The sequence below is a fragment of the Beijerinckia indica subsp. indica ATCC 9039 genome (assembly GCF_000019845.1).
Taxonomy (GTDB): domain Bacteria; phylum Pseudomonadota; class Alphaproteobacteria; order Rhizobiales; family Beijerinckiaceae; genus Beijerinckia; species Beijerinckia indica.
The window spans coordinates 1,657,116-1,681,439 of record NC_010581.1 but is presented as its reverse complement, the minus strand read 5'-3'; the positions used below and the strand labels follow the sequence as shown (position 1 = coordinate 1,681,439).

The window sequence follows — 24,324 nt, the reverse complement described above, 5'->3', positions numbered from 1 at the left end:
AGGCGGATTTAGGCGACGTGCTTGTTGCTGACCTCTCGCAAAACATGACCTTCTGCGATCCATCGACGTTTCACAGGCCGAAATCGCTCAGCCCCGGATGGTTAGACGGCCGGACGCCCGATGGCCAATGGAACAGCCGTTCCGTCGATGCAATGGGCAGATCGTTGATGCTCGCGATCCGAAGCCGCATGAGGCCGGCGGCATCAAATTCCCAGTTCTCGTTACCATAGGAGCGGAACCACCGGCCTGCATCGTCGTGCCATTCGTAAGCGAAGCGAACCGCGATGCGATTACCACCGAACGTCCACAATTCCTTGATGAGGCGATAATCCTCCTCGCGCGTCCATTTGCGCTGGAGGAAATCGATGATCGCATCGCGGCCAGTCAGAAATTCGGACCGGTTCCGCCAACGGCTGTCGGGCGTATAGGCAAGCGCGACGCGCTCTGGATCGCGCCCATTCCAGGCATCTTCGGCCAGGCGCACCTTGGCGGCGGCACTGGCAGTGTCGAAGGGCGGTAGTGGTAGGCGGCTGGTCATGTCATTGCCTCCCAATGGCGAGGCGGTCGGCGGCCTCGCGGGCTTCCGCCTCACGGCGCGCAAGGATTCCGGCCATCCGTTCCCGATAGGCCGCCAGGATCGGCGCCGGTGCGGTCTCCGGACGTCCTGCCTGGAACGGCGGCGCCGGCGCGTATTCGAGACCGAGCTGGATGCTCTGCCCAAGTTCCGCGCCGCCGATCTCGGCCAGCACGGTCAGCGCGAAATCGATGCCTGCCGTCACCCCGCCGCCGGTGATGACGTTCCCGTCACGCACCACGCGCCCCTCATCGGCGGTCGCGCCGAACAGCGGCAACAGTTGCCGCCATGCCCAATGACATGCCGCGCGCCGGCCCACCAGCAGACCGGCCGCGCCGAGGATCAGCGAGCCGGTGCAGACCGAAGTGACATAGCGCGCGCCCAGTCCCAGCCGTCTGACCTCGTCGATAAAGGTCGAGTCCAGCGCCACGGTTGTCGCATTGACGCCGCCAGGAACGCAGATCAGCTCGCAGGCGGCGACATCCGCCAACCGCTTCGTTCCAGCAAAGATCAATCCTTCGCTCGCCACGTCACCGCCAGCGAGGCTGGCGACGATCACCTCACTGCCCGGCAGACGCGAGAGAAACTGTTGGGGCCCGGTGAAGTCGAGCTGGGTCATGCCCGGATAGATGGCGAAGACGATACGAAACGGCTGTTCGTTCATGGAATGCTCCGTGTTACTGGCGCCAACATGCCCGAACGCATCGCTTGACTGAATGACAGTGATCCCTCATTTTCTGCCAATGCCGAAAAAGGTCGCCCTCTTTCTTTATGAGGATTTTCAAATCCTCGACGCCGCCGGTCCGACCACCGCCTTCGAGATCGCTGAAAAGATGGTGCCTGGTTCCTATCGGTTCACGGTCATCTCCATACAGGGTGGTGCGATCCGCAGTTCGTCAGGCCTCGCGATCGACAGCGTCAAGGCCGGCGGCGCGGCGCCTTTGGACACGCTGATCGTGGTGGGCGGCGATGGCAGCCGCAGCGCGATGATGCACCATGCCAGCGCCGAGTATCTTCGCGCGTGCGCCAAGGACACGCGACGGCTGTGCAGCGTCTGTTCGGGCGCATTCCTGCTGGCTTCTGCGGGGCTGCTCGACAGAAGACGGGCGACGACCCACTGGCGCCGGCGGAACAACTGCAGCGGCTCTTTCCCGCGGTGCGCGTCGAAGCCGACCGTGTCCATATCTGCGATGGCGCGATCTGGACATCGGCCGGGATCAGCGCGGGAATCGATCTGGCGTTGGCGTTGATCGCAGAGGATCTGGGCGAGCCGGTCGCACGTCGTGTCGCGCAGGAGATGGTAGTCTATTATCGCCGACCGGGCGGCCAGTCGCAATTTTCCGCCCTTGCGGAATTGGGCGGTGATGCCACCACCTTCTCCCCGCTGTTCGACTGGATGCGCTCCCATCTTTCCGAACGGCTGACCGTTGAGCAGCTTGCCGAGCACATGGCTATGAGCCCGCGCAATTTTTCCCGCGCCTTCGTGCGCGTGGTCGGCATCAGCCCGGCCAAGGCAGTGGAACGGCTCAGGCTGGAGGCCGCGCGTGAACGCGTGGAAAACTCTCGCGAGCCGATCGAGAAGATTGCGGCATCGACGGGATTTTGTGATCCGGAACGCATGCGCCGGGCGTTCGTCCGCCATTTCGGCCAGCCGCCACAGGCAATCCGTCGGGTCTGCGCTTAGTGCGGGGTGCTACCGCTCATGAATCGGCGGTCTCTATACCGCATGGTGTCATGCGGTAATCGGCGGGAATATCGAGCCATAGAGGGCAATCGGCGGGGCGGGCGGGCAACGCCCGACGAAGATGAGCACTACGAGATTGTCGTAAGCCTATGATAAATCGACGTATATCTTATCCGGTACGGCAAAGGCGGCTTTCGGCGGTAGTTGCGTAGATATCGGTGGTCATATCGGATGTTTGGTGGCGCATATCCGCTTCGCGCGCAATCATGACTGGGAACGCCTGTCGCTTGCCAGAAACCCGGCATTCGTTCATCTTCTACTGAACGCCAGAATTGTCGGCTTGCCCGATCACGATCTTCTCATCCTGTCGACCCTCGAAGGGAGGCGTTTAAATTACATTTCGCGAGGATCTGCATGACTCTGGCGACTTACGGAGACCGCAAATATCATTTGAGCGAGCGGCTGGATCAAGCCGAATGGTCATCTCTGCGTATCGAGCGCCGGCATCTCGAAGCAGGCGCCCAGACGGCTCTCCCCACGGAATGCACGGAAATCGTCCTGATGCTCGCCGGGCGCGCGGGCGTGAGCCGCACCGGCAATGGCGAGACACAGGACACGCTTGGACGGCCTGGCATGAGCTGGATCGTTCCGTCCGGAACACAGGAAAGCCGGATCGAACTTTTCGGCTCGATGGAATGCCTGCACCTGTTCCTGCCCGCCACGCTCATCGACCATAGCGCCCTGGCGGATTATGACATCGATCCGGCCAAGGCGCAGATCGCCTATGCGGGAGGGCTTTCCGATCCGATGCTGCTTCAGATCGGATTGACCTTTCGCAGCCTGCTCGATCGTCCCTCGCAGCCGACCGATCGTCTCATTGTCGATGGCATGCAGGCGGTGTTGGCGGGGCATCTGCTCGGCAGCTACGGCGTCCAGCAATGGCGTTCGACGGCCAGAGCCCCCTCCCTCGATCCCAGGCGACTGAAACGCGTGCTCGATTTCATCGAGGCGCGTCTCGCGACGGATATCGCGCTCGACGATCTGGCGGCCGAGGCCTGCCTCAGTCCGTTCCACTTTTCCCGGTTGTTCAAGGACGCGACCGGCTTGTCGCCGCATCGTTACGTCACCGACCGCCGCGTCCAGGCTGCCCGTGACAAGCTGGCACTCAGACATTCGTCCCTGATCGAAATCGCGCTCGATACCGGCTTCGGTTCTCAGGCCAACTTCATTCGTGTGTTTCGCAAGGCGACCGGCCTGACGCCGGGCCAGTATCGCGATCTGCATATCCGCTAACGCGGACGACCAATCCCCGAATTTAGCAGAATCGGCAACAGCGCAAGATCTGCGCACCGCTCCGCAGGATGTGGAAATACCTCCGCATGCCCGCGGCGTACACCTGCCTCATCGGAAGGGAACACCCACCCTCCCGGCCTTCGAAAGGCAGGAGATCGCAAATGCTTACCATTGACATAGCCCGCAAGATCATCGCCGCCGGGGAGGCGCGGGCCCATGGCATCGGCGTTCCGGCCAACATCGCCGTTCTGGACGCCGGTACGAGCCTAAAGGCCTTCGCCCGGATGGATGGCGTCCTTCTGGGCTCCATCGACATCACTCTGGGCAAGGCCCGGACGGCTGCCCTGTTTGGCAAGCGCACCGAGGCGATCGGCGAGTTCTGCAAACCCGGCGGCACTTCGCCCGGTCTCGAACAGACCAATGGCGGCCTGGTCGTCTTCGCCAGGGGGCTCCCCCTCATCGACGCCGGTGGTTCCCTGATCGGCGCAGTCGGCGTGTCCGGCGGCGCAGTCGCCCAGGATCTCGACATCGCCGAAGCCGCCGTCGCGGCACTCGGCAACTGAACGACAAACGACCCAACACCCAACCATCAACCCGATTGAATTTGAAAGGAATATACCATGACAACCAAGACCATCCTCATCACCGGCGCTGGCTCGGGCTTCGGCAAGGGCGCCGCCATCGGCATGGCCAAGAACGGCCACAACATCATCGCCACTGTCCATGTCGCCTCGCAGGTGACGCCGTTACGCGAGGAAGTCGAAGCGCTGGGCCTTAGCGATCGCGTCAAGGTCGCCCGGCTCGACCTCACCGACCAGTATGATATCCGCCAGGCGCTGTCCTGGGACTTCGATATCCTCTGGAACAATGCCGGCATGGGCGAAGCCGGTCCGGTCTGGGAAATCCCGGTCGATCTCGTGCGGAAGAATTTCGAGGTGAACGTCTTCCTCCCGCTGCAACTGACGCAGGGCGTCGTCCAGCGCTGGGTTCGCGAAGGCAAGGCCGAGGGCAAGAAGGTGGTCTTCACCTCCTCGATGGGCGGCCTGTTCACTCCGGCGAACTGGGGCACCTATGTCTCGACCAAACATGCGCTGGAATCGATCGCCGAAGCGCTCCAGCAGGAACTGGCAGCCTATGGCATCAAGATCCAGACGATCAATCCGGGCGCCTACTACACCGGCTACAACGAGACCATGGCGGACAATCCGTTCCGCTGGCTCGACGACAACGTGAACTTTACCAAGCGCGCCGACCTGCGCAAGGGTTTCGACGACTTCTTCGCCACCCCCGAAGGCAAGATGGACCCGAAGGAAATGATCGATCGCATGATCGAGATCGTTCCGGCCGATGAAGGCAAGTTCCGCAACGTCGTTCCCAAGGTGATCGAGGACATGCTGAAGGATCATCAGCTCGCCGCCTGGGAAAACCGGATCTGAACCGGCCTCCGCGACGGGCGCACCTCCATCGAAAGGAATTCGCCATGCTTCCCACGCTCAAGACCCGCACGCGCGACATCTACAATGCCGCGCTGGGCGTTGCCGCGACCACAGTGGCGCTGGTTGCGATCCAGCCCGAAGCCCGAGCCTCCTTCGATACCGGGATACGGAACAAGGCTGCGGTCCAGCAAAGTTTCGACGCCTGGCGCGGCGGAACCGGCAGCCCCTACGACCTTCTCGCCGACGACGCGCGCTGGACGATTGAGGGATATTCGGTCGCATCGAGGACCTATCCCACCAAGGAAGCTTTCATGCGCGAGGTGATCCGCCCGTTCAACGCGCGGATGCAGGCGCCGCTGAAGCCCACGGTCCGCAGCCTCTATGCCGATGGCGATACGGTAGTCGTCTTCTTCGACGCCCGCGGCACCGCACGCGACGGCCAACCTTACGCCAACACCTACGCCTGGTTCCTCGACATGCGAAACGGCCAGATCATCAGGGCATCGGCCTTTTTCGACGCCATCGAATTCAACGACCTCTGGGCTCGCGTCGCACCGGCGCCGGCAAACTGACAGGAAAGGAACGATCCATGAAAACCTGGTTCATCACGGGTGCATCGCGTGGCTTTGGTGCGCGCATTGCCGAACTGGCCCTCGCACAGGGTGACAACGTCGTCGCGACGGCGCGCAATCCAAAGAGCATCACGGAGCGCCTGGGCGATCATCCCAACCTGCTCGCCGTCGCGCTTGACGTTACCGACGAGGGACAGGCCAAGGTTGCTGCGCAGTCGGCGATCCAGCGCTTCGGACAGATCGACGTGCTGCTCAACAATGCCGGCTTCGGCCTGCTGGGCGCGGTCGAGGAAGCGACCGCTGAAGACGTCGAGAGGCTCTATCGAACAAACGTGTTCGGCCTGCTTGCCGTCACGCGCGCGGTGCTGCCACATATGCGGGCAGTCCGCTCGGGACGCATCCTGAATATCTCTTCGATTGGCGGTTATCGGGCTGGACCGGGCTTCGGCATCTACAGCTCGACCAAATTCGCCGTGGAAGGCCTCTCGGAATCCCTTCGTGCCGAACTTGCCCCGCTGGGTATTCATGTCACAGTGATCGAGCCAGGGTATTTCCGGACCGATTTCCTCGACTCCAGCTCGCTTTCCGTCAGTGCGCACCCGATCGCTGACTATGCCGATACGGCGGGCGCTGTAAGGACGCGCGCTGCGGATCTCAACCACGCCCAACCCGGCGACCCGGACCGGCTGGCGCGGGTGATCGTCGAGTTCGTCGAAGCGCCCAACCCGCCCGTGCGCCTGCCGCTCGGCAGCGACACCGTCGCCGCCATAGAGGCCAAGCACGCATCTGACGCCAGCATCCTCACCCAATGGCGACACGTCTCGATCTCGACTGACTTCCCGCAGTCCTGAAGGCAATCCGGGCGGTCGTCCGCACCCTCCAGTGCGCTCGCCTTCGAAGAATTGCGGCAATTGCGCCAGCCGAACTCCCCTCTGTCGTAAAGAAGCTACCAATCATCTGAAAATCGAAAGGAATTTGGAATGTCTGTTCTCGCTCCACCGTTCACGCTCGAAACCGCACAGCAGAAGGTCCGTCTTGCCGAAGACGGCTTACACCCGACAGCCGCTGGCGGAATCGGGCCGAATTTATCGCGGGCAGGGCTGAAATCGTCGCATTCCTCACGCGCAAATGGGCGAAGGAACTCGACTACCGGCTGATCAAGGAATTATGGACCTCCGATGGCAACCGGATCGCGGTCCGCTATGCCTATGAATGGCATGACGACAGCGGCAACTGGTTCCGGTCCTACGGCAACGAGAATTGGGAATATGATGAAGCCGGCCTGATGCAGCGACGCTTCGCGTACATCAACGATTTGCCGATCGCCGTGAGCGATCGCAAATTCCACTGGCCGCTCGGACGGCGGCCCGATGATCATCCGGGATTGTCCGATCTCGGTCTTTGACACCCGGCACAAGAAGCCCAATGCCAGTGATGGAGGACGCCGGCAAGATCCATCCCCATCACATCGGGCAGTTATCCCGGTATCGCAGTCCGTCTAACCTTTACCGTGGCCCCTGTCATAGAAGCTCAGCCTGACGAGCATTTTGGTCCAGGCGATCAGGCTTCGATTGTCGCCGACTAGCAAGTATCGGGTGATAGCGTGGAATCGGCGGTTCGCTATACCGCTTGGTGTCATGCGGAAATCGGCGGCACTATCGGGCTATGGAGGGTAATCGGCGGGGTTGGCGGGCCGGAAGGGATTCGAACTCTTTCTTTGAGGTGATATCACTAGGGGAATCGTTCAGTGAACCGCAAGCAGTCGTTCGGCGGGCAAAGATTTGGTGTCCTCAGTTGGCGCAAAGGCCGCATTGACAATGCCGCTTGAACGACTGCTTCCCGGCACTCCAGATCTTGAAACAATGACATCGAAGCCTTGAAAAGGATCGCTTGATGTCATTTTTGACCGACACAGACTTTTCAAAAGAAAATGGCGGCTCCGCGCTCGCGAAACCGCCGTTTCTTTTTCTAACGCCGGATCACAGTTCCACAATAGAACCGTAACCTTGCCTCAACCTGATCAGGCCAAAGCCTTCAATGCTGCCCGGCCGGCATAGACGGCTTGGCTGCCCAGTTCTTCCTCGATGCGGATGAGTTGGTTATATTTCGCCAACCGGTCGGAACGGGCGAGCGAGCCGGTCTTGATCTGTCCGCAATTGGTCGCGACTGCCAAATCCGCGATGGTCGAATCCTCTGTCTCGCCTGAACGATGCGACATGACCGCCGTATAGCCCGCGCGCTGCGCCATATCGACGGCGGCGAGCGTTTCGGTCAGGGAGCCGATCTGGTTGACCTTGACCAGGATGGAATTGGCGATGCCCTTCGAAATGCCCTGCGAGAGGCGGCTGACATTGGTGACGAAGAGATCGTCACCAACGAGCTGGCATTTCTTGCCGATCAGATCGGTCAGGATCTTCCAGCCCTCCCAATCATCCTCGGACATGCCATCTTCGATGGTGACAATCGGGAAGCTCTCGACCAGCTTGCCAAGATAGGCGGCTTGTTCCTCAAGGTTGCGGGTCTTGCCCTCACCCTCGTAGACATATTTGCCGTCCTTGAAGAATTCGGTCGAGGCGCAATCGAGGCCGAGATAGATGTCCTCGCCAGGCTTGAACCCTGCGTCGGTAATCGCCTTCACAATGAATTCAAGCGAAGCCTCGGCCGAGGGCAGATTCGGCGCGAAGCCGCCTTCATCACCCACATTGGTATTATGGCCAGCCTTTTTCAGCGCGCCTTTCAGCACGTGAAAAACCTCGGCGCCCCAACGCACGGCTTCCTTGAGGTTCGGCGCGCCGACCGGCAGGATCATGAATTCCTGGAAATCGATCGGATTATCGGCATGCGCGCCGCCATTGATGATGTTCATCATCGGAACGGGGAGGACACGCGCCTGGACGCCGCCGACATAGCGATAAAGCGGCAGGCTCGATGCCTCGGCCGCCGCCTTGGCAACGGCTAGCGAGACACCGAGAATGGCATTGGCGCCAAGCCGTCCCTTATTCGGCGTTCCGTCCAGTTCGAGCATCACTTGATCGATATGCACCTGATCCTCGGCATCGAGGCCGCTCAAGGCGTCGAAAATATCGCGATCGACATTTTCCACAGCCTTCAGCACGCCCTTGCCGCCGAACCGGCTCTTGTCGCCATCACGCAATTCGACGGCCTCATGCGCGCCCGTCGAGGCGCCGGAGGGAACGGCGGCGCGTCCCTGCGAGCCGTCTTCCAAGGTGACATCGACCTCAATGGTCGGATTGCCACGGCTGTCCAAGATTTCCCGAGCAGCGATGTCGACGATGGCAGTCATTGAAACTCCTTGAACTAGCAAAGATGGTACAGGCGAAGGTGAAAAATCCGACGCAGGTCGGCATATAGTTTCGGGTAAGAACCACTGATCCATGCTTGGGCAGGCCCGCGGCAAAGGTCAAGCGTCCCCCATGAGCGGCAAACGGATAGGCTGGATCATCGAAACGAATGTGACCGCCTTACTGCCCCCATGACCCCCTTGTTTCCATGGGCTTTCCGCGCAGCCCTTGTACGATTGCTTCGTCAAGACCGGATGACAGGGCGAAATCAAGGCCTTTCCCCTCCCCCGATCGACCGATCCCGTGATCAATCGCCAGCATAACCATAGGATTGCCTTAACTTTTAAGGATTAGAACGTTTTGCACGTCTTGCAACATCCAGCATGCGGCGATCCTTGGCTTTTCTCAAACCTCCCCTTTCTTCCCGGTTTCGCTCCTACGCTTCAATTGCAGGCAAGAAAAGCCACGAATCCCCCCTTCCTCTGATCCTTTGCAGCAGCTTGGGTAGTGACAGCTACAAGCCTTTCATTATCCTGATTGTCACTATGGTGTTGATGGCCCCGATGCCGGGACGAGCCGCCGCCAATCTCCCCATCGAGGGACCGATTCCCTCCGCCAAGCCGCCCCAGGCCTCCGCTCCCACTCCCACGGGCAGCCAAACTGATGATCGCAAGGAAGGCACGCTTCCAGCGGCGGCAAAACCCTATCAAGCGCTGATTCTCAGCGAAGCGCGCAAAAATGGCCTTCCGCCGGAAATCGCCGATGCCGTGGTCGCCATCGAAAGCGGCTATGATCCGAGTGTCATTGGCGGCGTCGGGGAAATCGGCTTGATGCAGGTGCGCCCCGAAACAGCCGCCATGCTCGGCTTTCGGGGAAGCACCATGGAGCTCGCAAGGCCGGAGGTCAATCTTCGCTATGGCGCGCTTTATCTTGGGCGCGCCTGGCAACTCGCCAATGGCGATCTCTGTCGCGCCCTCATGAAATATCGCGCCGGTCATGGCGAAGAGATCATGACCCCGCTTTCCCAATCCTATTGCCAAAGGGCGAAGGCGCATCTTGCCGCGCGTGGCTCGCCCTATGGTACGGGCACCGCGCCGGCCCTGCTTCCTGCCTTCGCCGCCAGCAGACCGGCAATCGTCTCCCATTGGCGCCCGGGCCGCATTCGGACAGCCGCTGTCAGCCGGTCCTTTTGGGCCGCCCATGAGGCGCGGGTCCGCGCCATTACCGCGCGGATCGAGGCGCGCTGGAAGCGCCTGGCGGCACGCTAAGATGGAACAGCCATCAAAATCGTGGCCGAGCGGTTTCCGAACCGCGCGCTTCCAAGCCGCGCATAGCAAGCGACCAGACGGCCTCGAACTCCCGGTCGATATTCGTCTCGCTCCATTCCCCGGCATGCAGGGGATGGTGGAATCGAACCGTCGCATCGAGCAAAGCGGCTCCAGCCGCATGAGGATCGGTAATCTGAAACTGCCCCTGGCGCAGGCCATCGTCGAGAATTTTGGCAAGATGAGTCCGCAGCCGATCGCCATGGGCCTGAAAGGCAATGCCGGTCTCCGCCGCCATGGCGACATAGGTCGCGAAAAGATCGGGATCTTCGCGCGCCTTGCTGCGCAGAACCCTGATCATGACATCGAACCAGCGTCGCAGACGTTCGGGCGCGGGACCGGGTTCGGCGGCAATGACGGCGAGCGGCCCCGAGAGGCGAGAGAGCCAACGTTCAAGCACGGAATCGAGCAATGCGTTCTTATGGGCGAAATGCCGGTAAACGCTGCCGTGGCTGACACGGAGCAAACGCGCCACATCAATGACCGTGGTTTTAAGGGGCCCGAAACGACGCAGAACATCTTCCGTGGCGTCGAGAATGCGCTCGGCGGTCAAAGGACCCGCATTGAAGAGGGATTTATGCGTCACCATTGAGGGAAAGCCCGCCTTGAATTGCGCTGAAAGACGCTGCTGGACACACCCCAGGATGCCTTCTCGGCCCTTTATTTCCTAGCAAAATCATAAATTGATTCAAGAATATCATCATCACGATTTCATATGCCAGATATTTAAGTTCAGATAATCAATGACATATATCAATATCTGTTATCTCTATGTCGATTTTCATATATTGATATCTCTAGAACATATTTGTGTTATTGATAAAGACCGTTGTTTTTCAGGAGCTTGTTGCCTCAGCCCAAGCCGCTTGATGCGCCGCCTTATCCGTCCAAGAAGAGGTCGCTTGCGGAAATGCGGAAATTTCCGCAGAAATCCCTACATTTTGTAAAAATATCGTGGCTTATGTTGCGCCTCGCTGGCCCACGCCTGATCCAATTGGGAACAATCCTTGTCCTCTTTCTCAGATGCCCCCCTGCTCGGCCGCGCCGTTGCGCTTCCCGCCTCACCGGAGGAGGCAAAACTTGAACGGGTCGCCAATCCGCATCCCGGCACGTCTTATGTCGCCCGTTTCACAGCCCCGGAATTTACCTCGCTCTGTCCGGTAACGGGGCAGCCGGATTTCGCGCATATCGTAATCGATTATGTGCCGGGCGATTGGCTGGTCGAATCGAAGTCGCTCAAGCTCTATCTTGGCGCGTTTCGCAACCATGGCGCTTTCCATGAGGATTGCACGATCAGGATTGGCAAGGATCTCGTCACCCTGCTCTCCCCGCTCTGGTTCCGGATCGGTGGCTATTGGTATCCGCGCGGCGGCATCCCGATCGACGTCTTCTGGCAGATTGGCGAACTCCCAGCAGGCACCTGGGTCCCGGATCAGGGCGTCGCGCCCTATCGCGGGCGTGGGTGAGGCGAGGGTTGCAAGCACTTCCATGCCGCGTGTGAAGCGCGGCTTTTTTAGCTAAAGGACTTTTCTTCCCCTGATCTTTGTCCACGCGCCGTTTTTGCGGTTTGAACGGCTCATCCCCGACCCCCGGCCGGATATTGTGGCCGTGGAAGCGGATTTTTATGAATTTAACAGAAGAGATTTCAGCCGCCCGGGAGCGGAAGAGCTTAAACGGCTCTCACGAAAGGATGGAATTTACGAATAAGCGGCTCGCACTCGGCGCTGGCACCTTTCTTTCCAAGATGAGAGCCGATCGAAGCGGACAGGATAAACTTCATCTTGCCGACGAGCGGCGCATCCTCGCAATGCTTTCGACCGCTTATGAACAACCGGTCGATCCTTACGCTCTCACCAAAATTCGACGCGCCGTCGAGCTCTGGAACGGAGGCGAGAAGGCCCTTGGCACCATTCATCTCGCTTTTGTCCGCTTGCCGCCTTGCACGGCGCGGGCGAGCTTGCGTCTCTTCGCCGCCGAGCAATTGATGGAGAGTGGACTCGCACCCGAGACGCTGATGAAGTGTCAGGGTTTCGATACCGCGCCGCTATTCTTGAAATACCGCCCCGACCAGCCGCGCGACGACCATGGCCGCTGGACCAGCGACGCAAGCGCAGGCAGCGAGACCGGGTTGCAAGAAGGCAGAAGCAGGTGATCCAAGATGATAGAACGAATCGCCTCCGAGTTCTTCTCCTCAAGTATTGGGACCCCTTGGAAGTAAGCGACAACCCAAACTTATCGAATGAATACGATCGATATCTTTCAGATATACTCAGACTTCTCGATAGTCACTGCACGGAAGAACAATTACAACAACATCTTGCAAAAATGGAAGCCGAGGAAATGGGTTTGGAGCCAGCGCCAGAACTAACGGCACGAGCCGCCCAAGCTCTTTTCGTGGATTGGAAAAATGAACAAGACACATAAGGTACGTGCAAGTTTCAAGGCTTAGGGTGTATCAAGAGCCTATTATATTACAGGTTGACGAAAGAAAGCTAACTGGTGTCGGTTTTTTACACGCTTTTTTATACCAGCTGAAACACCAAGCCTACCTAATGAAGCATCCTTCCACATTTCTGATGTAGCAGCTAAATTAAATGACAATGGAGTGGATGCAGGGTTTGTGCTTTTCGTGATCGATTATGTGCCGGGCGATTGGCTGGTCGAATCGAAGTCGCTCAAGCTCTATCTCGGCGCGTTTCGCAACCACGGCGCATTCCATGAGGATTGCACGATCAGGATCGGCAAGGATCTCGTCACACTGCTCTCCCCGCCCTGGTTCCGGATCGGCGGCTATTGGTATCCGCGCGGCGGCATTCCGATCGACGTCTTCTGGCAGATTGGCGAACTCCCAGCAGGCACCTGGGTCCCGGACCAGGGTGTCGCACCCTATCGCGGGCGTGGGTGAATGTCGCTTGTGGGCGTTCCGCTGGGACACGCCGCCATTTCTTCCTCTGATCTTCGCTCACCTGCCCTGCTCTACGCCGACCGCATGTGAGCTATTGCCTTCATCGGTTTGGCCGTTTGAAAGGACTTTGGAACAAAAGAAAAGGCCGGGAAAATTTCCCAGCCCAAATTGCGTTTCATAAATCGAATATGGCGAAGATGATGGCCCTAAGGGTGCCGTTGGTAAACCTTTGGTTGCGTCGGCCACCACTCGTTAGATTGGTTAACCTGATTGCCGCTCAGCACGATGAGCACGAAGGCCCCACAAATCGCCAAAAGGAAAATGACTATATCCACCAGGTGAGACAATTTTACAACTCCCGGTTACGCCTCTTCAAATGCCTTAAATTCACCATCAATATGCCTTAATGTTTAAACTTTAGGTAGTTGTATGTAAAGAGGCCGATATAGCTTCGGCTCGGCCGCCGGAATGCCGAATAGGTGTTGAAGGGAAGTCGAGCCTCATCCCTCGCCCGGAGCGCGATCGACTCCGTGGCGGATAATTCTGGCAACCGCTGGTTGACGTCTTCAAAATTGTGCAAAGTCGATCTCGACACGAGACGATCGAAGTTCGCGTGCGCGGCGCCGAGACGATCAGACTGGTGCATGTTTCAACAGCGCGGCTGGAGCGTCACTTTTGAAATCAGACTCCGATACGCGTTCCAAGCTTTTGAAAACGCATCAAACTTATCCGAAAAATAGTGCCCACTTCTCAGGTTCGACGCGGTCGCTTTCGCCATTCATGACCGCCCATCTCCGCATCCAGCGGCGCTCGACGCCGCATATTGGCTCAGCGCCGCCGCAAGATAACGAAACAGCACCAGCGTTCTTTGGCTCCCTTTGAGATCCTCATGCATCGCCAGCCAGCAATCCAGGGCTGGTTTGATGATCTCGGGCAGAATAGGCACAAGATCAGGGTCGCGACGCGCGACGCCATGCTGGCAAATGCCAAGACCAAGTCCTGCCCGGATCGCGCCGAGGTGAGCCAGATGGTTATCGGTTCTGAGTGTGCAGGGCCAGTTTTGCAGGATGGAACGCAGTTCTCCCCCAACATCGTCGTCAGGCTCACCCTCAACCGATGGCAAACGGTCCCGATCGAGGCCAATCAGCACATGACTTTTGAGATCATCGATGGCGCGGGGACATGAACGGGTCTCGAGGTAATCCCTGTGCGCGTAGGCTCCTAACCCGATCCGTCCTATGTGGCGCGTCAACAACGCGCCTTGAGCCGGGCGTGCCATGCGGACGGCAATATCGGCATCGCGCCGCAAAAGATCTTCGGTGCGATTGGTGAGCGAGAGTTCGACCACGATCTCAGGATAAGTGCGCATGAAATCACGCAGCAGGAGCGGCAGAACCTCCATGCCCATCACTTCGCTCGCCGTGATTCGCACCGCGCCGCGCATGGCGTCGGTTTCACCGGAGGCCCGGCGCGCAAAAGCCCGGGCGGCGGCATCCATCGCCTCGGCCTCGGGCAGGATCGCCAAGGCGGCTTGCGTCGGTGTCAATCCCTGGCGCGAGCGGGTGAAGAGTGAAGCGCCCAAAAACGCTTCCAATTGGCTGATGTGATTGCCGAGGGTCGGCTGGGTCAAGCCGAGGCTTCGCGCCGCGGCCGAAAGACTGCCCTGCCGCAAAACGGCGAGGAAGGAACGGATCAATTCCCAATCAATTTGCCGCGTCATTATAAATTTTCTTATGGATAGCCCAATAAATCATGGGATTTATTTTATATGGCGTCAAGCCGAAGATCTTCTCGGATCCTCTTCTGAATCATAGAGAACGAAATGTCCGAGAAAAAATTGGCGCTCATCCTCGGCGCGACTGGTGGTTTTGGTCATGAAGTGGCCAGTGCGCTTTTGCGCCGTGGCTGGCGCATCAGGGCGGTCAACCGAAACCCCGAGACAGCAGCGGCGCGCTGCCATTTTCCGGCTGGATCGGTCGAATGGCGAAAGGGCGATGCGCTCAATGAAGCGGAGATCATCGCCGCCGCCGAGGGCGCCAGCATCATCGTCCATGCGGCCAATCCCCCGCTCTATCGAAACTGGCCCGGGCTCGTCATGCCCATGCTGCGCAATACGATCGAAGCCGCGAGGCATTCCGGTGCCCGCATCGTTTTGCCCGGCAGTATCTATAATTTTCCCGTCGATGGACCGCATCTCCTGAAGGAAGACACGCCGCAGGAGGCCCCTTCACGCAAGGGAAAAATCCGCATCGAGGTGGAGACAGCCTTGCGCGAGGCGCAAAAGGACGGCGTCAAATCGCTCGTTCTGCGCGCCGGTGATTTCTTCGGGCCAAATGTGACGGCCAATAGCTGGATCAGCGCTGTGGTCAAGCCGGGCCGGCCGATCCCCTCGATCGCAGATCCAGGCCGTAGAGGCGTCGGCCATGCCTGGGCCTATCTCCCCGATATGGCCGAGACGGTTGTGCAGCTTATCGAGCAGGAAGACAGGCTTGGCCTCCACGAGGTCTTTCATTTCGGCGGCCATTGGCTTGAGGATGATTGTGAAATCATCCGCGCGATCCAGCGCGCCGCCGGCCCATCCCGCGTTAAAATCCGCCGCTTTCCCTGGTGGGCCGTGGGTCTGGCCTCGCCCTTCGTCCCTCTCATGCGAGAACTCTGGGAAATGCGCTATCTCTGGAAGGTTCCGTTCAAGCTCGATAATGCCAAGCTCACGACCTTTCTCGGCAAAGAACCGCATACGCCTCTCGAAGAAGCCGTGCGCATTTCACTCACCGGACTCGGCTGCCTGCCAAAAGCCGATTAGAGCATCGCTCGATAAATCGGAATCAGGAGCGATGCTCTAACATTCTGTAAACGCGTCAAATTTATCCGAAAAGTGGCACCACTTTTCGGTTCGATGCTGTCGTTCTTTGAAAACACAAAAATTCATCCAAGGCTGGCCGGAATCGCGCGACAGAATGGTAGGCCGACCAAGGCCGTTTGTAGACAGCGGGACACATGTTCAGGGTGAATTAGCTGATAGGATGCAGAGCAAATGAACGCTTCGCTTGATGGTATGGTCCATGGTGCTCCGCGCATTGTGCTACACTTAGAAGGTGCGCTGATCTTTGGCACCGCATGCTCCGCCTATGCCTGGGGCGGACATTCATGGTGGTTGTTCGGTGCGTTATTCTTCGTTCCAGACTTCAGTATGCTGGCGTACCTTATCAATCCTAGTCTAAACAACCCGGACGATCCCTGCCCTTATTGCAATCAGGTGGCGCATCCCCTAAGCGCTCACGGCGTCAACATCGATGCGGCCCATTATACTCAGCGAATCCATCGCCGACGTCACAGCTTGGAACCGCCATCGGCCCGAATGACGTCCCCCGTAACCCAGCGGGCATCATCACCTGCAAGGAACACGATCACCCCGGCAATATCCTCCGGCGTCGCCACGCGCTTGATCGCCTGGATACCCAGGGTGAATTCCTGACCCTCGGTCGTTTCGACGAAACTCGACATGTCGGTGGCGACGACACCCGGTGCGATCGCGTTGACGCGGATACCACGCGAACCCAGCTCTGCTGCGAAATGGGTCACCAATGTCGAGATCGCTCCCTTCGAGGCGGCATAGGCTGAGAGGTCGCCGACGGTCGTGCGGGTCGCCAACGACGAGGTGAGAATAATGCTGCTGCCAGCGCCCATGATAGGCGACAACTGTTGCACCAGAAAGAAAGGGGCTTTGACATTGACGGCAAACATGTCGTCGAAGTCTGCAACTGTCGTATCTTCGAGACGGGCTGGACGTGCGATACCCGCATTGGCGACGAGAATGTCGAGTTTTCCGGAAGTAATCTCACGGACGCGCTCGGATAGGTCGAAGGTCCCTTGAATGTCGCGCAAGTCAGCTGCAACGGCATGGGCTTTTCCGCCGTTACCTATGATCTCCTCGACGACGGTGTTTGCTGCCTTCTCATTGAAACTGTAGTGGACCAGCACCTCCGCGCCGGCAGCTGCCAGAGCGAGTGCCGTCGCGCGGCCCATGCCACGGGAAGCGCCCGTGACCAAGGCTTTCTTGCCATGCAGTTGAGTCATGGTGTTCTTCCTTGCGTTGTTTCTTACTCTGAGATCGTGCCGGACATGACGTAGAAGCTGCCGTCCATCATCGTGTAGAAGGACCGGGTGGTCTTCGCTTCGAAGTTGTCGCAATGGACCACGGTGGATTTGTCCTTTTCCTGCCACGAGAGCAGATGGAAACCTCCCTCCAGGGCGGTCCATTTGAAGGGCACCGTCATCCTGGCGCCCTTCTGCGGGCCCTGCAGGAACTCGGCGGTAACGGTCGTGCCATCGTCGGCATAGGTGTTCCGAAAGACGAGGTCTCCGCCGTAGTTCACGACGAACGAGCGTCCGGCGTAGGGAAAGAGGTCGATCTGGTTCATGCTATTCCCGTGAAACTGCTGGTGGATGGCATAGAGCGTATCGCGTCAATGCCGCCTTCTGTGACCAGGATAGCCATCGCTCCAGAGCCGAAAAACAGGCTCGGGTTCCGATCAGATCGGACCTTTACGTCCGCAATCATCCAGCTTAAGCTCGAACGATGGATAATCTCGCCGGCATTTCAGCGTTCGTCTCAGCAGCGGAGGCACTGAGTTTCGTGGAAGCTGGCCGCCTGCACGGCGTTTCCGCGTCCGCAGTCGGAAAAACCATCGCCCGTCTCGAAGCAAGGTTGGGCGTACGCCTGTTCCACCGCAACACCCGAAGCATGAAACTGACGGCAGAGGGGGCTCTCTTCCTCCAGAGATGTCATCGCATTCTAGGAGAACTTGACGCTGCCGAGCAGGAATTGAGCGACATACGGGCTGCGCCAAAAGGAAAGTTACGTGTAAGCCTTCCGGCGATCGGCACGATGTTGTTGCCCGTGCTTTCGGAATTCATCCAGCGTTACCCCGAAGTTGAACTCGACATCGATTTTTCGGATCGGAAAGTCGATCTAATCGACGAAGGCTTCGATGCGGCCGTCCGCATTGGCGAAACGGACGATACGCGACTGCTCAGCCGTCAGCTCGGTGTCTTTCATCGCCATCTCGTCGCCTCGCCGGATTATTTGGAGAAGGTGGGACGGCCAGAGAGCGCGACGGAACTGCCCCGCCATCCCTGCCTGCTCTACCGGTTTCCCACGACCGGGAAAATCGAACCGTGGCCCGTGCCAGGGTGGGAGAGCATTTTGAGCAGTCGAGAGCTATCGACCGTCAGTTGTAACTCGATCGAGACGCTCACGTATCTTGCTCTTGAAGGACGAGGGGTTGCCTGCTTGCCAGATTTTGAGGTGAAGTCGGCTCTGGCCGATAACAAACTGGAACGACTTTTGGTTACAGAGGTTTCCACGCCTCGTGCCATGACGATTTTATGGCCGACAAGCAAGCAACTCGCGCCTAAACTGCGTGCCTTTATTGATCTTCTGACCTCAAGGCTTTCATTGAATCCGTAGCGACGTCACTCGTTACGCGCGATGAGAACTTGAGCGCGCAGCCTAATCTAGGGCCGGAGCCATCGGCTACAATGCAGTTCACACACTGATCACACCTGCACTACTGAGTGGAGCGGGCTTTTTGTCTGGAAGTCCTCTTGCTCCCTGGCTAGCTGCGATTTGAGTCGCTCATATTGGCTTCGATAGGATGGTCGGTTATGGCCTGAAATACGCGTCCGGGTTCGGGGTGACGCATCTCGGTTATCTTGGAGCGGCGGCGGTCGTGCCAGGATCGCGCAAGCGATTGCGTCTCTGCCGCATCTAATCCCCCGTCTTTCTGATTACGACCTGTCGCAATCAGAAAGGTTCGGCTGGCAATCAACAGGAGCAGATCGGAATATCCAATCGGCACTAAACCAGCCGGCTCTGCTCCATGGCCGCCGCGATGAAACTGGAAAAGAGGGGATGCGGCGCGAAAGGCCGTGATTTCAGCTCGGGGTGATATTGCACCCCGATGAACCAGGGGTGATCCTGAAATTCCACCACTTCCGGCAGCAAGCCGTCTGGAGACAGGCCGGAGAAGATCATGCCCTTTTCGGCCAATTGTTCACGATAGGCCGTATTGACCTCGTAGCGATGGCGATGACGCTCGGAAATTTCCGTAGCGCCATAGATTTCGGCAATCTTGGAACCGGCCGCGAGCAAGGCCGGATAGGCTCCGAGCCGCATCGTGCCGCCAAGATCACCTTCCGCCGCGCGCATCTGCAACTCGTTGTCGCGCATCCATTCCGTCATCAGGCCGACGACGGGTTCATTGGTCGGGCCGAATTCAGTCGAATTGGCGAGCGGAATATCGGCGAGCGAGCGCACGGCCTCGATCACTGCCATCTGCATGCCGAAACAAATACCGAAAAAGGGGACTTTCCTCTGGCGGGCAAAACGCGCGGCGAGCATCTTTCCCTCGGCGCCGCGCTGGCCAAAACCGCCCGGCACCAGAATGCCATGCACATGTTCGAGATGCGGCGCCGGATCGGTCCCCTCGAAAATTTCCGACTCGATCCAATCCAGATTGACCCGTACCCGATTGGCGATACCACCGTGGGACAAGGCCTCGATCAGCGACTTATAAGCATCCTTCAACCCCGTATATTTGCCGACGATGGCGATCGTCACCTCGCCTTCGGGATTGTCGATCCGCTCCATCACCGCCTTCCAGCGGCTCATATCCGGCTTGGGCGCGGGCTCTATGCCAAAGGCCGAAAGCACTTCCTGATCGAGCCCCGCCGCATGATAGGCATGCGGCACGTCATAGATCGAGGAGACGTCGCGCGCCTCGATCACCGCATTTTCCCGCACATTGCAGAAAAGCCCGAGCTTGCGGCGCTCCTCAAAGGGAATCGGACGATCGGTGCGGCAGAGCAGAATATGCGGCTGAATGCCGATCGACCGCAATTCCTTGACCGAATGCTGCGTCGGCTTGGTTTTGAGCTCCCCGGCGCTCGGGATGTAGGGGAGCAGTGTCAAATGGATATAAATGGCATGGCCGCGCGGCAGCTCATTGCCGAGCTGACGAATCGCCTCGAAGAACGGCAGGCCCTCGATATCGCCGACAGTGCCCCCAATCTCGACCAGGACGAAATCAAGCCCCTCGTTGCCGGTCAGGATGAATTCCTTGATGGCATTGGTCACATGCGGCACGACCTGGACCGTCGCGCCGAGATAATCGCCGCGCCGTTCCTTGGCGATAATATCCCGATAGATGCGGCCGGTGGTGATATTGTCGTCGCGGACGGCCGGGCGGCCAGTGAAACGCTCGTAATGGCCAAGGTCGAGATCCGTCTCGGCACCGTCATCGGTGACGAAGACCTCCCCATGCTGATAAGGACTCATCGTCCCCGGATCGATGTTCAGATAAGGGTCGAGCTTGCGCAGCCGCACGGTATAGCCGCGCGCCTGGAGAAGAGCGCCGAGCGCCGCCGAGGCCAGACCTTTGCCAAGGGAGGAAACCACGCCGCCGGTGATGAAAATGTACCGCGCCATGGTTTGACAGCCTTATCCTTTTCGAAGCCGAAGCGGGAGTCTTTTCGAAAGACTGTCCCCGCTTTTTCAAACAAGGCTCAAGGCCCGCGCAAATGCTGGCGGCTCATGCCTTGCGGTTAACTATTATAAATCCGTACGGGTCTCACCGCCCGGGGGTGGGCGCTGAAGGCGTGACCGGCGAAGGCTCGGGCGGCGTCAGAGGTGCCGGGGCCGAAGGCTGCCGACGATCTTCCATTTGTCGCAATTGATCGAGCAGATTGCCCTGGCTTTGCTCCGGCGCCTTACCTTGGACAGGAGCTTGCGTGGCAGGCACTGTTCCCTCGAAGATCGATTTCGGCGCGCGATGCAGATTGGCGAGAATCGTCAAAGCAAGGCTCGTCGTGAAGAACAGAGCCGCGAGGATCGCTGTCGCGCGGGTCAGGACATTGGCCTGGCCGCGACCCGTCATGAAACCGCCGCCGCCGCCAACGCCCAGGGCACCACCCTCCGAGCGCTGCAGCAACACTGTGATGACCAAAGCAATCACGACGATCAAATGAATGACGATCAAAACCGTCTGCATCGGACAAGCCGCTCCAAGCGCTATAAGCCTGATTGGCGCCGACCAATCAGGCATGCTGAAAATGAAAGGGGAATATCGGCTTTTGGGGGCCGGGCAATTGGCACGAACCGGCTCAAGGCCCATCGCATGCCGCAGACTTTCATCTGCGGCATGATCTATACCGCGTGCCTTCCTCTGGCTAGGGGAAGGTCGAGAAAGAATAAAAAATTTATGTTGCGGACTCTTTCATCACACGGGACAGGCCGCCGCGATCGCCAGAAAATCCGCCGCAATAAGACTGGCGCCACCGATCAACGCGCCATCGACATTGGCGATGGCGAGCAATTTGGCGGCATTGCTCGGTTTGACGGAGCCACCATAGAGCAACCGCACTGTTGCGGCCTTGCCCGGCCAGCTTTCTTCGAGTTTCGCACGGATGAAGCCATGCATTTCGGCTATATCCTCCGCGGTCGGCGTCAAACCGGTGCCGATGGCCCAGACCGGTTCATAGGCGATGACCAGGCCCTCGATCGAAACATCACGCGGGATCGATCCCGCCAATTGTTCGCCAACGACCGCAAGCGCCTGGCCGGTACTCCTTTGCTCCGCTGTTTCGCCGACGCACAAGATCGCCGCGAGCCCAGCCGCTTGTACCCCCTTGATCTTGTCACGAATCAAGGCATCGGATTCGCCATGGATGAGACGGCGTTCGGAATGGCCCAGAATCACGTAAGTGGCGCCGCAATCCTTGAGCATGGGCGGCGCGATATCCCCCGTGAAGGCGCCCTTTTTCTCCGGATGGCAGTCCTGTCCGCCGATGCCGATCCCGGAGCCTTCGCAAAGGCTGGCAGCCGCCGCAAGTAAGGTGAATGGAGGGCAGACCACGATCTCCACCGCTCCCCCCACTTTCACGCCGCCATCCCGGATAGCGGCAATTTCGTCGAGATCCTTGCGCAGGCCATTCATCTTCCAATTTCCCGCGATAAGCGGGCGTAATGTTTTGGTCATGAGCGGCCTTTCATCGATCTTTTCATCAGGTTTCCCGGTCTCGTTTGGTAGCACGCCTGCATGACGGTGCAACTGCCCCGTTGCGGGGGACCCCGCCGCTTTCTATAGTGCCGCCACCAAGCGGCGGAACGAAGACGGCTTTCGAGCCTTGATCCGGCGCTGGTCGATTATCCTGACAACGAGATCCGACCAGAAACGCCTGTTCCGCTTGGGATCAGGTGCCGCAGAAACCCAAAGCAACAGCGAGATTCTTGAATGTTGGAAGCGATGCGCGTCGCCACGCGCGGTTGGATCGGCCGTTCCCTCATGACCTTGGTGATGGGCCTCATCATTTTGAGCTTCATCATCTGGGGCGTGGGCGACATGTTCCGCAACCTTGGCGCCAATACTTTGGCCAAGGTTGGCGACACGGAGATCACGACACAAGCCTATCGCGAGGCCTATTCGACCATTCTGCAGCGCCTGCAACGACAGGCCCGCCGCGCCATCACGCATGAGGAGGCGCGCATGCTGGGCCTCGATCGGCAGATCCTGGCGCGACTCATCGGTGAGGCCACGCTCAACCAGGAGGCAGACAAGCTCGGCCTCGCACTCGCTGATTCGGAAATAGCCAGAATTATCGCCAAGGATGAATTGTTCAAAGGCGCGAACGGCGCCTTCGACCGCCAGCGTTTCGAAGCGCTGCTGCGCGACAATGGCATGACCGAGAAAACCTTTGTGCGCGAGCAGCATGAGCTGCTGTTACGCCACATGATCACCGACGCCGTGGTGACCGGTCTTAGCGTGCCCAAGATCATGCTCGAGATGATCCATGCCTTCCAGACCGAAGCGCGCGATGTCGATACGTTCCTGCTGCCCGCCTCCTCCGTGGGAGAGATAGCAGCGCCAACAGAGGACGAGCTCAGCAAATATTTCGCCGACCGCGCCCAGGCCTATGCCACGCAGGAACGCCGCAAACTGTTGATTCTCTCGCTTGACCCAACCACCCTTGCGGCCACACAGACGATCGCACCGGAGGACGTGCAAAAGCTCTATGACTCGGTCAAGGCCGAGCGTTTCTCGGTGCCGGAGAAACGGCAGATCGAGCAGATTTCCTTTCCCGATCTCGCCACTGCCGGCAAGGCGCGGCAAAGGCTCGACCAAGGTGAAAATTTCGAGGCGCTTCTCGCCGATCAGCATATCAGCGCTAAGGATGCTGATCTCGGCACCCTCGCCCGCTCCGATCTCATCGATCAAAAGATTGCGGAAGCCGCTTTCGCTTTGCCGGAAGGCGCCGTCAGCCAGCCGATTCAAGATGCGTTCGGAGCCAAGCTGCTGCGGATCGTCAAAATCATCCCAGCCAGTGTCCAGCCCTTCGCTTCTGTCGAAGCTGGCTTGAAGCAGGAACTCGCCACAGCCAAGGCCCGCCAGGAGATTACTGGCCTGCATGACAAAATCGAGGATCTCCGCGCGAGCGGCAAGAACCTGAGCGAGGTCGCTCAATCTTTGGGACTGAAGACGCAGTTAATCGAATCCGTCGATGCCCATGGCCAAAATGCCCAGGGAGCACCGATCGCCGATCTCCCCAATGGGCCTGCCCTTCTGAAAGCCGCTTTCGCCTCCGATGTCGGTGTCGACAATGATACGCTGACAACCCCTCAGGGCGGTTTCGTCTGGTTCGAGGTGCAGGGTGTGGACAAGGCACGCCGCCGCACGTTGGAAGAAGCCCGCTCGGAGGTCGAAGCCGCCTGGCGGCAGGATGAAACAAACCGCAAGCTCGCCCTGGCGGCAGCCGAACTCATCGAACAGATCGACGGCGGCAAAAGCATTGCCGATGTCGCGCGCGACCATGGCAATCTCGAAGTGCGGCATGTCGAAGGCGTGACACGCGCGGACGTCCAGCCGACGGGCAACACGCCTGGCAAGGGCCTACCGCCCAATGTCGTCACGCAGATCTTCAATGTCGGCGTCCATGGCGTGGGCTCAGCCGCGGATGCTTCGGGTCGCCTCATATTCCAGGTGCAGGACGCCAAAGTTCCTCCTTTTGATCCCGCCGCGCCCGCGCTCACGGCCATCGCCAAAGAGGCCGATGGCGGGATCAAGGAAGATGTCCTCGCGCAATATGTCGCCAAGCTGCAAAAGGACTTTGGCACCAAGGTCAATCTGCAGGCGCTTGGCAGCATCACGAACAGTCTTTAGAGCATCAAACCCAAAAG

General features: G+C 59.0%; 22 protein-coding genes and 4 pseudogenes. 16 read left to right on the top strand and 10 right to left on the bottom strand.

The window, feature by feature from the left end; genetic code table 11:
- Positions 1–70: 70 nt before the first annotated feature.
- Both BIND_RS07490 and BIND_RS07485 read right to left on the bottom strand, forming a co-directional pair.
- On the bottom strand, positions 71–538 hold the full coding sequence (locus BIND_RS07490; RefSeq protein WP_012384467.1) for a nuclear transport factor 2 family protein: 468 nt from the start codon (positions 536–538) through the stop codon (positions 71–73).
- A 1-nt stretch (position 539) separates the two neighbouring features.
- Positions 540–1,238, bottom strand: a complete 699-nt coding sequence (locus BIND_RS07485; RefSeq protein ID WP_012384466.1) for a DJ-1/PfpI family protein — start codon at positions 1,236–1,238, stop codon at positions 540–542.
- Positions 1,239–1,317: 79 nt separating this feature from the next.
- On the opposite strand from BIND_RS07485, the pseudogene BIND_RS22320 reads away from it, so the two are divergent.
- The 7 genes and pseudogenes from BIND_RS22320 to BIND_RS20555 all read left to right on the top strand — a co-directional run bounded on the left by BIND_RS22320 (position 1,318) and on the right by BIND_RS20555 (position 6,964).
- Positions 1,318–2,258, top strand: a pseudogene (locus BIND_RS22320) (GlxA family transcriptional regulator).
- 414 nt (positions 2,259–2,672) lie between these two features.
- The gene (locus BIND_RS07475) at positions 2,673–3,551 is read left to right on the top strand and encodes a helix-turn-helix domain-containing protein (RefSeq protein ID WP_012384465.1); all 879 of its coding nucleotides are present in this window, start codon (positions 2,673–2,675) and stop codon (positions 3,549–3,551) included.
- A gap of 161 nt (positions 3,552–3,712) precedes the next feature.
- A complete protein-coding gene (locus BIND_RS07470) occupies positions 3,713–4,114 on the top strand; it encodes a GlcG/HbpS family heme-binding protein (protein ID WP_012384464.1) in 402 nt (133 codons plus the stop codon).
- Between the two features lie 57 nt (positions 4,115–4,171).
- On the top strand, positions 4,172–4,987 hold the full coding sequence (locus BIND_RS07465) for an SDR family oxidoreductase (protein ID WP_012384463.1): 816 nt from the start codon (positions 4,172–4,174) through the stop codon (positions 4,985–4,987).
- Between the two features lie 44 nt (positions 4,988–5,031).
- Positions 5,032–5,559 carry a nuclear transport factor 2 family protein gene (locus BIND_RS07460; protein WP_012384462.1) on the top strand — a complete coding sequence of 176 codons (528 nt, stop codon included), beginning with the start codon at positions 5,032–5,034 and terminating at the stop codon, positions 5,557–5,559.
- Between the two features lie 17 nt (positions 5,560–5,576).
- Positions 5,577–6,410 (top strand): oxidoreductase, encoded by an 834-nt coding sequence (locus BIND_RS07455; RefSeq protein ID WP_012384461.1) that lies wholly within the window; start codon positions 5,577–5,579, stop codon positions 6,408–6,410.
- A 129-nt stretch (positions 6,411–6,539) separates the two neighbouring features.
- A pseudogene (locus BIND_RS20555) lies at positions 6,540–6,964 on the top strand (nuclear transport factor 2 family protein).
- 615 nt (positions 6,965–7,579) lie between these two features.
- Here BIND_RS20555 and eno read toward each other — a convergent pair.
- The gene (gene eno / locus BIND_RS07445; RefSeq protein ID WP_012384460.1) at positions 7,580–8,863 is read right to left on the bottom strand and encodes a phosphopyruvate hydratase; all 1,284 of its coding nucleotides are present in this window, start codon (positions 8,861–8,863) and stop codon (positions 7,580–7,582) included.
- A 381-nt stretch (positions 8,864–9,244) separates the two neighbouring features.
- On the opposite strand from eno, the gene BIND_RS20085 reads away from it, so the two are divergent.
- Positions 9,245–10,129, top strand: a complete 885-nt coding sequence (locus BIND_RS20085) for a lytic transglycosylase domain-containing protein (protein ID WP_012384459.1) — start codon at positions 9,245–9,247, stop codon at positions 10,127–10,129.
- A 13-nt stretch (positions 10,130–10,142) separates the two neighbouring features.
- Here the strand turns inward: BIND_RS20085 and BIND_RS07435 are convergent, their stop codons facing one another.
- The gene (locus BIND_RS07435) at positions 10,143–10,775 is read right to left on the bottom strand and encodes a TetR/AcrR family transcriptional regulator (RefSeq protein ID WP_012384458.1); all 633 of its coding nucleotides are present in this window, start codon (positions 10,773–10,775) and stop codon (positions 10,143–10,145) included.
- Positions 10,776–11,193: 418 nt separating this feature from the next.
- Here BIND_RS07435 and queF point away from each other — a divergent pair, with 418 nt between their 5' ends.
- From queF to BIND_RS07415, 3 genes and pseudogenes are all read left to right on the top strand, one after another.
- Entirely contained in the window at positions 11,194–11,652 is a 459-nt protein-coding gene (gene queF, locus BIND_RS07430) for a preQ(1) synthase (protein WP_012384457.1), read from the top strand.
- A 224-nt stretch (positions 11,653–11,876) separates the two neighbouring features.
- On the top strand, positions 11,877–12,338 hold the full coding sequence (locus BIND_RS07425; protein ID WP_041777988.1) for a hypothetical protein: 462 nt from the start codon (positions 11,877–11,879) through the stop codon (positions 12,336–12,338).
- A 465-nt stretch (positions 12,339–12,803) separates the two neighbouring features.
- A pseudogene (locus BIND_RS07415) lies at positions 12,804–13,091 on the top strand (preQ(1) synthase); the annotation flags it as partial.
- A 778-nt stretch (positions 13,092–13,869) separates the two neighbouring features.
- On the opposite strand, the gene BIND_RS07400 reads toward BIND_RS07415, so the two are convergent.
- Positions 13,870–14,811, bottom strand: a complete 942-nt coding sequence (locus BIND_RS07400; RefSeq protein ID WP_012384453.1) for a LysR family transcriptional regulator — start codon at positions 14,809–14,811, stop codon at positions 13,870–13,872.
- A gap of 102 nt (positions 14,812–14,913) precedes the next feature.
- On the opposite strand from BIND_RS07400, the gene BIND_RS07395 reads away from it, so the two are divergent.
- Together BIND_RS07395 and BIND_RS22315 are read left to right on the top strand one after the other, a co-directional pair.
- On the top strand, positions 14,914–15,894 hold the full coding sequence (locus BIND_RS07395; RefSeq protein ID WP_012384452.1) for an NAD(P)H-binding protein: 981 nt from the start codon (positions 14,914–14,916) through the stop codon (positions 15,892–15,894).
- Positions 15,895–16,125: 231 nt separating this feature from the next.
- Positions 16,126–16,296: pseudogene (locus tag BIND_RS22315) on the top strand (DUF4260 family protein); the annotation flags it as partial.
- A gap of 125 nt (positions 16,297–16,421) precedes the next feature.
- On the opposite strand, the gene BIND_RS07390 reads toward BIND_RS22315, so the two are convergent.
- The gene (locus BIND_RS07390) at positions 16,422–17,168 is read right to left on the bottom strand and encodes an SDR family NAD(P)-dependent oxidoreductase (protein WP_012384451.1); all 747 of its coding nucleotides are present in this window, start codon (positions 17,166–17,168) and stop codon (positions 16,422–16,424) included.
- A 23-nt stretch (positions 17,169–17,191) separates the two neighbouring features.
- Positions 17,192–17,512: a MoaF-related domain-containing protein gene (locus tag BIND_RS07385; RefSeq protein ID WP_012384450.1), complete on the bottom strand. Its 321-nt coding sequence runs from the start codon at positions 17,510–17,512 to the stop codon at positions 17,192–17,194.
- Between the two features lie 158 nt (positions 17,513–17,670).
- Between BIND_RS07385 and BIND_RS07380 the strand changes: the two genes are divergently transcribed.
- Together BIND_RS07380 and BIND_RS21915 are read left to right on the top strand one after the other, a co-directional pair.
- The gene (locus tag BIND_RS07380) at positions 17,671–18,561 is read left to right on the top strand and encodes a LysR family transcriptional regulator (RefSeq protein WP_012384449.1); all 891 of its coding nucleotides are present in this window, start codon (positions 17,671–17,673) and stop codon (positions 18,559–18,561) included.
- A 172-nt stretch (positions 18,562–18,733) separates the two neighbouring features.
- A complete protein-coding gene (locus tag BIND_RS21915) occupies positions 18,734–18,865 on the top strand; it encodes a DUF4260 family protein (RefSeq protein ID WP_280110008.1) in 132 nt (43 codons plus the stop codon).
- Positions 18,866–18,951: 86 nt separating this feature from the next.
- On the opposite strand, the gene BIND_RS07370 is transcribed toward BIND_RS21915, so the two are convergent.
- The 3 genes from BIND_RS07370 to tpiA all read right to left on the bottom strand — a co-directional run bounded on the left by BIND_RS07370 (position 18,952) and on the right by tpiA (position 22,129).
- Complete coding sequence (locus tag BIND_RS07370; RefSeq protein ID WP_012384448.1) at positions 18,952–20,580, bottom strand: CTP synthase; 1,629 nt, start codon at positions 20,578–20,580, stop codon at positions 18,952–18,954.
- A 142-nt stretch (positions 20,581–20,722) separates the two neighbouring features.
- A complete protein-coding gene (secG, locus tag BIND_RS07365; protein WP_012384447.1) occupies positions 20,723–21,142 on the bottom strand; it encodes a preprotein translocase subunit SecG in 420 nt (139 codons plus the stop codon).
- A gap of 228 nt (positions 21,143–21,370) precedes the next feature.
- Entirely contained in the window at positions 21,371–22,129 is a 759-nt protein-coding gene (gene tpiA, locus BIND_RS07360; RefSeq protein ID WP_012384446.1) for a triose-phosphate isomerase, read from the bottom strand.
- A gap of 255 nt (positions 22,130–22,384) precedes the next feature.
- Here tpiA and BIND_RS07355 point away from each other — a divergent pair, with 255 nt between their 5' ends.
- Positions 22,385–24,307, top strand: coding sequence for a peptidylprolyl isomerase (locus BIND_RS07355; RefSeq protein ID WP_012384445.1), 1,923 nt, complete (start codon positions 22,385–22,387; stop codon positions 24,305–24,307).
- The last annotated feature ends 17 nt before the right edge of the window (positions 24,308–24,324 follow it).